We start from the raw sequence: 9,928 nt of genomic DNA, 5'->3' as shown, positions 1-9,928 counted from the left end.
CCGGGGTGCCGGGCGCGGTCCCCTCCTGTACGGCCGCGCCCGGCCCCGTGGTCCCCCTCGCCCCGAGCGTCCAGCCGGCCAGCGCGCGCACGCGCGCGGCAGCCTCGGCCAGCCGCTCCTCGGGCAGTTCGCCGCCCCGCACCGCCGCGACCAGCGCGTCGCGCAGCCGCAGCACGGTGCCCTCGTCCGACGGGCCGCCGCCCACGCAGATGGCGTCGGCGCCCGCCGCGACGGCGAGGACCGTGCCCTGCGCCATGCCGTAGGCGGAGTCGATGGCCTGCATGTCGATGCCGTCGGTGACGATGACCCCGTCGAAGCCCAGCTCCTCGCGCAGCAGTCCGGTGAGGATCCGCGGGCTGAGGGTGCCGGGACGGTCGGGGTCGAGTGCGGGAAGCAGGATATGCGCACTCATGACGGATTTGGTACCCGCGGCGATGGCCGCCCTGAAGGGCAGCAGGTCACGGGTGGCGAGTGTGTCAAGGCCCACGTCGATGCGCGGCATCGCGTGGTGCGAGTCGACCGCCGTGTCGCCGTGGCCGGGGAAGTGCTTGGTGCAGGCGGCGACGCCTACGCTCTGCAGTCCCTCCACGTAGGCGGCGGTGTGCCGCGCGACGAGCTTCGGGTCGGCGCCGAACGACCGCACACCGATGACCGGGTTGTCGGGGTTCGCGTTGACGTCGGCGGACGGCGCCCAGTTGTGGTCGATGCCGCACGCGACGAGGGTGCGGCCGAGTTCGGCGGCGACGGAACGCGTCAGGTCGACGTCGTCGACGGTGCCCAGCGCGTAGTTGCCGGGGAACGACGAGCCCTCGCCGACCTCGACGCGGGTGACGTCGCCGCCCTCCTCGTCGACGGCGACCAGCAGGGACTCGCGCTCGGCGCGCAGCCGCCCGGTCAGGCGCGCGAGCTGCTCGCGCGAGACGACGTTGCGGCCGAAGATGGCGACGGACTCAAGGCCCTCGCCGATGCGGCGCAGCACCCAGTCGGGCGGCTCGGCGCCGTCGAAGCCGGGCTGGAGGACGGCGAGCGCGTCGCGCTCCAGGGTGGAGGCGGCCTTCTTGGCGGGGGCGGTCATCCCTTCACCGCCCCGGAGAGCAGGCCGCCGCCGGCGCGCCGCTGGAGGAAGAGGAAGACCACGACGACGGGCAGGGTGAAGAAGGACGCGGCGGCCATGGTGGCGCCCCAGTCGTCGCCGAAGTTGGTCTGGAACTGGGTCAGCCAGAGGGTCAGCGTCTGGCCGCTGTCCTTGTTGAGGATCAGCACGAGGGCGTACTCGTTCCAGGCGGTGATGTAGCCGAAGAGCGAGGTCGCCATCAGTCCGGGCGCGAGGAGCGGGAGGACGATCCTGACGAACGACTGGAAGCGGGTGCAGCCGTCGACGAGTGCCGCCTCCTCCAGCTCCTTCGGCACGGCCGCGATGAACCCGCGCAGCGTCCAGATCGTGAACGGCAGGACCATCATCATGTAGAAGAGGGTCAGCGGGAGCAGGCTGTTGAGGGCGTTGCTGTCCCGGACGATCAGGTAGACGGAGATCGTGAGGACCTCCCAGGGCGCCATCTGCGCCATCATGATCATCAGGATGAACGCCTTGCGCCCCTTGAACCGCATGCGCGCGACGGCGAACGAGGACAGCGTCGCGACGATCAGCGAGAGCACCACCGCGCCGATGGTGACGAAGAAGCTGTTGCCGACGAACGTCCAGAAGCCGTCCGCGTGCACGGCCTTGACGAAGTGGGTGAAGGTCCAGTGGGTCGGGAAGAGGACCGGCGTGGACGAGACGATGTCCAGGTCCGGCTTGAACGCCGTCGTCACCATCCAGTACACGGGGAAGATGAAGAAGACGAACAGGACGACGGCGATGATGTTGGGCCAGAGCCGGCCGGCCAGGGAGCGCCTCACAGCTCGTCCTCCTGCTTCAGGATGACACGGAAGTAATAGGACATCAGGGCCATCAGGATGACGATGGTGAGCATCGAGATGGCAGCGCCCGTGCCGAAGTGCTGGTTGCCGAAGCCCTCGACGTAGGCGTAGACGGGCAGCGTCTCGGTGAGCCCCTCGGGGCCGCCCGCGTTGAGCGCGTAGACCTGCGTGAACGCCTTGAAGACCCAGATGACCTCAAGGAACGTCGTCGACAGGAAGAACGGCTTGAGCATCGGGAAGACGACCTGCCAGAAGGTGCGCCAGGCGCTTGCGCCGTCCATCCTGGCCGCCTCGAAGATCTCCGCGGAGACGGTCGTGAGTCCCGCGAAGAGGTTGAGCGCGACGAAGGGGATGGATCCCCAGACCACCATCAGCGTGATCACGGCGAACGTGGACAGCTGGTGGCCGAGCCAGTTGTAGTTGTGCATCGCGTGCCAGCCGACCCCGTCGAGGGCCCAGTTGACGACGCCGTTGCGCGTGTCGAACAGCCACTGGTACACGGTGGTGCCGGCGACCTGCGGCATCGCCCAGGCGAACACCAGGCCGATCGACAGCAGCAGCCGCATCCGCTTGCCGAGCCGTTTGAGCAGCAGCCCGATCAGCGTGCCGGCCACCATGATGAGGACGACGTTGGCGGCGGTGAACGCGACCGAGCGTCCCGCCGTGTGCCAGAAGTCGGAACTCGTCAGCTGGTCGGCGTAGTTGCCGAAGCCGTTCCACTCGGTGGTGTGCTGGATGAGCTGGAACGGTTCGAGTGTCTGGAAGGAGATCAGCAGGTTGCGGACGAGCGGGTAGCCGAGCAGCACCGCCGTGGCCACCAGCGTCGGCAGGAGCAGCAGGTACGGCAGGAACCGCGAGGCGCGTCCTGTGGTCGACGGGCGGGCGGGTCTGCTGGGCTTCGCGCTGCCGGCGACGAGCGCGGCGCCGGCCTGGGGCGGGGTCACCGCCGGATCTGGCCCCCTGGTCTTCGTCCCTCTGTACTGCGCGGCCATGCTTCTCGCTTCCTCGTAACCGTCCGCTGCGATCGGTGAGTCCGCGCGCCGTCCGCCCGCCGGGCCCCGCGGGGAGGCGGGCGGCGCGGCGGGCGGACGGGCGACGGGTCGTGTCCGGGCGTGACGCGCGCGCGTCACGCCCGGACACCCCTCGGGCTCCTACGGTCTGGTGCGCACCAGACCGTTACTTCTGGCTGAGCCGCTTGTCCATCTCGGCGTCGGCCTTCTTGGCCGCCGCCGACGGGGACTGACCCTGCAGCACACCCGTCATGTAGAGGGTGGTGATCGGGTTGGGCGCGTTCTCGACGTTGCCCCACTCGGGGATCAGCGGCGTGGTACCGCCGTTGGCGGCCGCGGCCGCCGAGACGGTGCCGAACGCGTTGCCCGCGAGGTTGGAGTTGAGCGACGCCTTGTTCGGGACGATGCCGCCCTCCTTCGCGAGCGCGCCCTCGAACTTGTCCGACATGGCCATCTTGAGGAAGTTCATCGCGCCCTTGGGGTTCTTGGTCCCCTGCGAGATGGCCAGGTTGGAGCCGCCGAGGAAGACCGCGGCGGTCTTGTCGGCCGTCTTGCCCGGCAGCGCGAAGAAGCCGACCTGGTCCTTCAGCTTCGGGTTCTTGGAGATCGCCCCCGCGGCCTCCCAGCCGAGGCCGATGAACGCGCCGACGTCGCCCTTGGCGAAGACGTCCGACTGCTGCGGCGTCGCCTCGTCCTTGTCCTTGGGCGCCGTGCCGTACGAGTTGAGCTTCTTGTACAGCGCCATGGCCTGCGCGGCCTGCGGCGTGTCCAGGTTGCCCTTGTAGGTGTCGCCGTCCTTCTTGACGAGGTCGGCGCCCGCGTCGAGCAGCATGCCGTCGAACGCGTACCAGTCGCGTCCGGGCAGGTAGAGCGCGTCCTTGGTGCCCTTGGCCTGGATCTTGCCGAGGTCCGTGAAGAGCTCGTCCTGCGTCTTGGGCGTCGACTTGATGCCGGCGTCCGCCCAGATCTTCTTGTTGTAGACGACGACGCGGCTGGCCGCGTACCACGGCACCGCGATCTGCTTGCCGTCGTAGACCGAGGACTTGGCCATGGCCGGCAGCCAGTCGGCGCCGCCGAGCGCGGCCTTGTCCTTGCTGAGGTCCTTCAGACCGCCGGTCGCCGCGTAGTACGGGGTCTGGGTGTTACCGACCTCGATGACGTCCGGCGGGGTCGACTCGGACAGCGCGGTGGTCAGCTTCTGCTGAATACCGTCCCACTGCTGTACCGCGATCTTGACCTTCTTGCCGGGGTACTTCTTCTCGTACGCCGCCGTGATCTGCTTGGTCCAGTTGGGCGGGTTGGAGCCACTCATCAACCACACGGTGATGGTATTGCCCGCGTCCCCCCCGCTCGCCTTGCTACCGCCGCTGCCGCCGGATCCGCCGCACGCGGCGACCCCGATCATCATCCCCGCGACACCGATCGCCCCTATGAGCTTCCGCTTCACGCCACCCTCCTCAGGGATTCCCGCATCCCCCGCCCACTGCGAAGACTGACGACGAGTACTGCTGGGGCCGGGATCTGGTCTTTAATGGTTTAGACCAGTACCCGGAAGGTTGGCCTAGACCTTTAGGGGTGTCAAGGGTGTATAAGAAGGGCTGTCGTGTCCGTTATCGGACCGACACCTGGGGAGGCCGGGTATCGGACCGACACCTGGGGAGGGCGGGCCGAGTCCCGACCACGGGGCCGTGTCCCAGCACCGCGCCGTGCCACCATGTGAGCCGCGACAGACGGAGGAGCCGGTGACGGCAGGAGCACAGGAGCCGGGAAGGCAGGCCATGGCCGACAGGGGGACCGGCACGCGGGGGACGGACGGCGGCACCGTCAACGCCGCCACCGCCGCCACACGGACGGCCCGGGTACCAAAGTACTACCGCTTGAAGCGCCATCTGCTGGACATGACGCGAACGATGCCGCCCGGCACGCCCGTGCCGCCGGAGCGCGCGCTCGCCGCCGAGTTCGACACCTCGCGCACGACCGTCCGCCAGGCGCTGCAGGAGCTGGTCGTCGAGGGCAGGCTCGAACGCATCCAGGGCAAGGGCACGTTCGTCGCGAAGCCGAAGGTCTCGCAGGCCCTGCAGCTCACCTCGTACACCGAGGACATGCGGGCCCAGGGCCTGGAGCCGACGTCCCAGCTGCTCGACATCGGGTACGTCACCGCGGACGACAACCTCGCGGGGCTGCTGGAGATCACGGCCGGCGGCAGGGTGCTGCGCATCGAGCGGCTGCGCCTGGCGAGCGGCGAGCCGATGGCGATCGAGACCACGCACCTGTCCGCGAAGAGGTTCCCCGCGCTACGCAGGTCGCTGGTCAAGTACACCTCGCTGTACACGGCGCTGGCCGAGGTCTACGGCGTCCATCTCGAGCAGGCCGAGGAGACCATCGAGACCTCGCTCGCCACCCCGCGCGAGGCGGGGCTGCTCGGCACGGACGTCGGGCTGCCGATGCTGATGCTGTCGCGCCACTCGGTCGACGCGGCGGGCGAGGCGGTGGAGTGGGTGCGCTCCGTCTACCGCGGCGACCGCTACAAGTTCGTGGCCAGGCTGCAGCGGCCGGGCGACTGACGCGGCGGGCATCCCCGGGCAGTCACGCGCCCCCGCCGTGAAAAAGATCGCCGAACCGCTCGCGGGCGGGCCACTCACTGCTTGTCCTGCGAACCTCTCGCGCCGGGCCGCCCGCAGGACCGTGTCCGTACCGATACGCGGACAAGGGATGACGTGGCGCTTATCCCGCGCTTAGATTGCCTGCGCACAGCAGGTGATCAAGCGGAGGTGACGGAACCCATGCCCGATGTTCCCGAGGGGCCCGAGAGCCCGGGTGGCGGGAAACCGCCGGTCGTCACCCCGCTGCGCGTCGTCATCGGCGTCTGCCTGGCGATCCCGTTCGTCGCGATGTTGTGGGTCGGCTCGTACGCGAAGGTCGACCCGACGTTCATCGGGATCCCGTTCTTCTACTGGTACCAGCTGATGTGGGTGCTGATCACCACGGTGCTGACCGTGGTGGCCTACAAGCTCTGGCAGCACGATCAGCGCTCGCGCGCGGCGGCCCGCGGCGGGCGTGAGGGGGGTGGCGCACGATGAACGGTGGCGTCAACGGCGTCGCGCTCGGCGTCTTCATCTTCTTCTTCCTCGCCGTGACCGTGATGGGCTTCCTCGCGGCGCGCTGGCGCAAGGCGGCCAACGAGCACAGCCTCGACGAGTGGGGGCTCGGCGGCCGGTCGTTCGGCACGTGGGTGACGTGGTTCCTGCTCGGCGGCGACCTGTACACGGCGTACACGTTCGTGGCCGTGCCCGCGGCGATCTACGCGGCGGGCGCCGCCGGCTTCTTCGCCGTCCCGTACACGATCCTGGTCTACCCGCTGATCTTCACGTTCCTGCCGCGCCTGTGGTCGGTGTCGCACCGGCACGGCTACGTCACGCCGTCGGACTTCGTGCGCGGCCGGTTCGGTTCGCGGGGCCTTTCGCTGGCGGTCGCCGTCACCGGCATCCTCGCGACGATGCCGTACATCGCGCTCCAGCTCGTCGGCATCCAGGCCGTGCTCGACGTGATGGGCATCGGCGGCGGCGACAACACCAACTGGTTCGTCAAGGACCTGCCGCTGTTCATCGCGTTCGTCGTGCTCGCCGCGTACACGTACGTGTCCGGGCTGCGCGCGCCCGCGCTGATCGCGTTCGTCAAGGACGGCCTGATCTACATCGTCATCATCGTGGCGGTCATCTACATCCCGCTCAGGCTCGGCGGCTTCGACGACATCTTCTCGAAGGCCGCGCACGCGTTCTCCCAGGTCAATCCGGCGACGCACAAGCCGAAGGGTGCGCTCGTGCCGGGGTCGACCGGGCAGTGGGGGTACGCGACGCTGGCGCTCGGCTCCGCGCTCGCGCTGTTCATGTACCCGCACTCGATCACGGCGACGCTCTCCAGCCGCAGCCGTGAGGTGATCCGCCGCAACACGACGATCCTGCCGCTGTACTCGCTGATGCTCGGCCTGCTGGCCATCCTCGGCTTCATGGCCATCGCGGCCGGCGTGAAGGTGTCGAACGGGCAGCTCGCGATCCCGCAGCTGTTCGAGAACATGTTCCCGAGCTGGTTCGCGGGCGTGGCGTTCGCGGCGATCGGCATCGGCGCGCTGGTGCCCGCGGCGATCATGTCGATCGCGGCGGCCAACCTGTTCACGCGCAACATCTACAAGGAGTTCTTCAAGCCCGACGCGACGCCCAAGCAGGAGAGCCAGGTCGCCAAGCTGGTGTCGCTGCTGGTGAAGGTCGGGGCCCTGATCTTCGTCCTCGGCATGGACAAGACCGTGGCGATCAACTTCCAGCTGCTCGGCGGCATCTGGATCCTCCAGACGATGCCGGCGATCGTCAGCGGCCTGTTCACCCGGTGGTTCCACCGCTGGGCGCTGCTGATCGGCTGGGCCGCGGGCATGGTCTACGGGACGCTCGCCGCGTACGGCGTCGCGAGCCCGACGCAGAAGCACTTCGGCGGCTCGTCGGCCGAGATCCCCGGCATCGGCCAGATCGGCTACATCGGCATGACGGCGTTCGTGCTGAACGTGATCGTCGCGGTCGTCCTGACGTTCGTCTTCCGGGCGTTCAAGGCGCCGGAGGGCGTGGACGAGACGACGGCGTCCGACTACACGGCGGACGCGGGCGACAAGGACGTCGAGGTGGAGCTCCCGCCGGCGCCGGTCAACTGACGCGCGCGAGTCACGCGGCACGCCGCGGGCCGCCTGCCCCTTCCCGGAGGGGCCGGCGGCCCGCTGCCGTACCCGCCTGTCGTACCCGTCGCGCACACTGTGGGGCGCGCCCGCGCGCGGCTGGCTCGACGGCCGGCATGCGGAACGGGTCGGCGAGGCGCTCGTCCGCGCGTGCCTGACGCCGGCGCGCGAGGAGGGCCACGGGGGCGTCGCGCTCTCCACGCAGGGGACGATGGCCGCGGCGCACCGGCTGTACGAGCGCCTCGGCTTCCGCAGGGCCCGTCGCGCGACTGGTCGCCGGTGCCGGGCGTGGACCTGCTGGTCTACGCGCTGGCGTTCTGAGACCCGTCCGGCCCGAGCCGCGTCTCGGCGAGATCAAGCCACCGGTCGACGTCGCCGGGCGCGAAGTGCCGGATGGCCCAGTCCGTCATGCGCAGGCTCATGTGCGCCCACAGAGGCCTGAGGACGTCGGGCTCCATCTCGTCGAGCAGGGCGTCGAGCCGCTCGACGACACCGGGCTCCGTGTCGTGCTCTTCGAGGCCGAACCGCAGGGTGACGAGGTCGAGGCGCCGGTCACCGCGGCGAGCATGTTGCCGGGGTGGAAGTCGAAGTGCACGGCGTCCCAGCGGGGTTCCGGATCGGGCGTGACGGCGCGGATCCGGCGCTCCAGCGCGGCGCCGCGCGGCCCGTGGCTCCGCAGGGGCCCGTGCAGGCAGAAGCCGGGACCGTCGCCTCGGAGGTGGAGACGAACGGGTTCGACGTCGCCGCGGCCCGCGAGGCGGCCCGCCATGGCCCCGCTCAGGGCGAGGGCCCGGTCGAGGGCCGCGTGGCCGAACGTCCCCACGGGGCCACCGGGCAGCAGTTCCTGCACGAGCACGACATCGGGCCCGACCTGCGCGCTCAACTCCACGGCAGGGCAGGGGAACCCGTCGGCCCGCAGCGCGTCGACGACGGCGATCGGCCCGGCACGCATCGCGGCGAGCGCGGTGCCTGGCCGCCACGTCAGCACGGACCTGCGGCCGTCCTCCCACCGCACGTACGCGGCGCCGACCTGCCCGCCACGGCAGGGCCCCTCCACGACGAGCCGCACGCCGGTGGCGCGCAGCAGCCGGTCGACGGCGAGCGAGGCATCGAGGCGCCGCACGCGCGGCGCGGCGTCCGGGGACGTCAGCGCACCCACTCCTTCAGCGGCTCGGTGTCGAGCGTGATGCCCACGGGGTCGGGCAGCGTCACGTCCTTACCGAACGGCACGATCCGCACGGACTCGTAGCGGGTACCGTCCGGCTCGCTGTGAACCAGCACCTCGTGGGTGTCCCGGTCAACGAGGAGGTACACGGGGATGCCGGTCTCGGCGTAGGCACGTGGCTTCTCGACGCGGTCGCGAGCATCGGTGTCCCGGTCGTACGACGTGACCTCCACGGCCATCAGGACGTCGCCGGGCCCCGCCCACTCCCCTTGGCCCACGAAGGCGTCCATGGGGGCCAGGCACCCGTCGGGGCGGACGCGACCCTTGCGGTACTCCTGAACCTTGAGGCCTTGGTCCGGATGGAGCCAGAGATCCGGGTCGTGCTGCATGCAGATGCGCGTGAGCCACTGAATGATGCGTCCGTGATCGCCGTCCGGCACGACCTTGCTCCGTACTTGTCCGTCGATGAGTTCCAGCCGGATGTCTCGCGTCTCGCGGGCCAGCAGCGCAGTGGCCGTGTCGAAGGTGTCGGTGAAGGTGCGGGGCTCGCTGTGGATGGCCGTCATTCGGACCACCTCCTCGTCCTTGGAACGATATCCCAGCGGGCCGACAACCGAGGTGAAAAACGCCAGCAGACACAACATCTAGTGGCAGTTGCGCGAACCGCCCCCAGATGTATGCTCATGCCGCTGCCGCCGCAGGGGAATCCGGTGCGAGTCCGGAACTCTCCCGCAACGGTGTCGCGGCGCGCTCCGGTGTGCCCGCACAGTCCGAGTACCTGACGGCAGCCGGCCCCGGCGGCGTGCCGGGGGTACCAGGACGTCCGGGTCCCGTGGATCGGGCCGGTGGACGCGGCGCCGTGCCCTCCCCGGGCGCGGGCCCTCGTCGCCGTGCCCGCTCGCGGGCCCCGCCGAGCGAGGGAGAGCTCCCAGCGTGACCATCGCACCCGCGGAAGCGGAAGACGTATCGGCCGGACAGGCCGAGCCCGCCGGACCGCCCGCCGAGGCCGCCGCCGAGTTGTCGCGAACCCTCGCGGCCCTCACCGCCGACCTGCCCGACGCCGACCCGCGACGGGTGGCCGCTGCCGCCCTGCGCGGGGCGAGCGCCCGCGCCGCC

10 protein-coding genes are annotated in these 9,928 nt (G+C 70.2%); 4 read left to right on the top strand and 6 right to left on the bottom strand.

The genetic code is table 11. The features are described 5' to 3' along the window. The 4 genes from JFN87_RS29360 to JFN87_RS29345 form a co-directional block, all read right to left on the bottom strand. Window positions 1-1,075 (bottom strand): glycoside hydrolase family 3 protein (locus tag JFN87_RS29360; protein ID WP_209344932.1); only part of this gene is annotated, 1,075 nt, incomplete at its 3' end. Then, entirely contained in the window at window positions 1,072-1,899 is an 828-nt protein-coding gene (locus JFN87_RS29355) for a carbohydrate ABC transporter permease (protein ID WP_209344930.1), read from the bottom strand. The genes JFN87_RS29360 and JFN87_RS29355, both read right to left, overlap by 4 nt. Then, window positions 1,896-2,912, bottom strand: a complete 1,017-nt coding sequence (locus JFN87_RS29350) for a carbohydrate ABC transporter permease (RefSeq protein ID WP_209344928.1) — start codon at window positions 2,910-2,912, stop codon at window positions 1,896-1,898. Before JFN87_RS29350 ends, JFN87_RS29355 begins: the two co-directional genes overlap by 4 nt. Window positions 2,913-3,096: 184 nt before the next feature. Continuing rightward, entirely contained in the window at window positions 3,097-4,377 is a 1,281-nt protein-coding gene (locus JFN87_RS29345) for an extracellular solute-binding protein (protein ID WP_209344926.1), read from the bottom strand. A gap of 331 nt (window positions 4,378-4,708) precedes the next feature. On the opposite strand from JFN87_RS29345, the gene JFN87_RS29340 reads away from it, so the two are divergent. The 3 genes from JFN87_RS29340 (at window position 4,709) to mctP (ending at window position 7,626) form a co-directional block, all read left to right on the top strand. After that, window positions 4,709-5,494: a GntR family transcriptional regulator gene (locus JFN87_RS29340; protein WP_209344924.1), complete on the top strand. Its 786-nt coding sequence runs from the start codon at window positions 4,709-4,711 to the stop codon at window positions 5,492-5,494. 219 nt (window positions 5,495-5,713) lie between these two features. Continuing rightward, entirely contained in the window at window positions 5,714-6,010 is a 297-nt protein-coding gene (locus tag JFN87_RS29335) for a DUF3311 domain-containing protein (RefSeq protein WP_209344921.1), read from the top strand. Continuing rightward, window positions 6,007-7,626 carry a monocarboxylate uptake permease MctP gene (gene mctP, locus JFN87_RS29330; RefSeq protein ID WP_209344920.1) on the top strand — a complete coding sequence of 540 codons (1,620 nt, stop codon included), beginning with the start codon at window positions 6,007-6,009 and terminating at the stop codon, window positions 7,624-7,626. Before JFN87_RS29335 ends, mctP begins: the two co-directional genes overlap by 4 nt. A gap of 439 nt (window positions 7,627-8,065) precedes the next feature. Here mctP and JFN87_RS29325 read toward each other — a convergent pair whose 3' ends face one another. Together JFN87_RS29325 and JFN87_RS29320 are read right to left on the bottom strand one after the other, a co-directional pair. Next, entirely contained in the window at window positions 8,066-8,806 is a 741-nt protein-coding gene (locus JFN87_RS29325; protein WP_307865638.1) for a phosphotransferase, read from the bottom strand. Beyond that, window positions 8,794-9,378 carry a Uma2 family endonuclease gene (locus JFN87_RS29320; RefSeq protein ID WP_209344917.1) on the bottom strand — a complete coding sequence of 195 codons (585 nt, stop codon included), beginning with the start codon at window positions 9,376-9,378 and terminating at the stop codon, window positions 8,794-8,796. Before JFN87_RS29320 ends, JFN87_RS29325 begins: the two co-directional genes overlap by 13 nt. A gap of 367 nt (window positions 9,379-9,745) precedes the next feature. Here JFN87_RS29320 and JFN87_RS29315 point away from each other — a divergent pair. Continuing rightward, window positions 9,746-9,928 (top strand): hypothetical protein (locus JFN87_RS29315; RefSeq protein WP_209344915.1); only part of this gene is annotated, 183 nt, incomplete at its 3' end.

Source organism: Streptomyces montanisoli (genome assembly GCF_017813245.1).
In the GTDB taxonomy this organism is placed as follows: domain Bacteria; phylum Actinomycetota; class Actinomycetes; order Streptomycetales; family Streptomycetaceae; genus Streptomyces; species Streptomyces montanisoli.
Note: the sequence above shows the minus strand (reverse complement) of the source record. Positions and strands in the feature narration are given on the sequence as shown.

Excerpts from the sequence above, each read along its gene's own strand:
- JFN87_RS29350 (WP_209344928.1), bottom strand. The coding sequence starts at position 2,912 with ATGGCCGCGCAGTACAGAGGGACGAAGACCAGGGGGCCAGATCCGGCG.
- JFN87_RS29340 (WP_209344924.1), top strand. The coding sequence starts at position 4,709 with ATGGCCGACAGGGGGACCGGCACGCGGGGGACGGACGGCGGCACCGTC.
- JFN87_RS29335 (WP_209344921.1), top strand. The coding sequence starts at position 5,714 with ATGCCCGATGTTCCCGAGGGGCCCGAGAGCCCGGGTGGCGGGAAACCG.
- mctP (WP_209344920.1), top strand. The coding sequence starts at position 6,007 with ATGAACGGTGGCGTCAACGGCGTCGCGCTCGGCGTCTTCATCTTCTTC.
- JFN87_RS29320 (WP_209344917.1), bottom strand. The coding sequence starts at position 9,378 with ATGACGGCCATCCACAGCGAGCCCCGCACCTTCACCGACACCTTCGAC.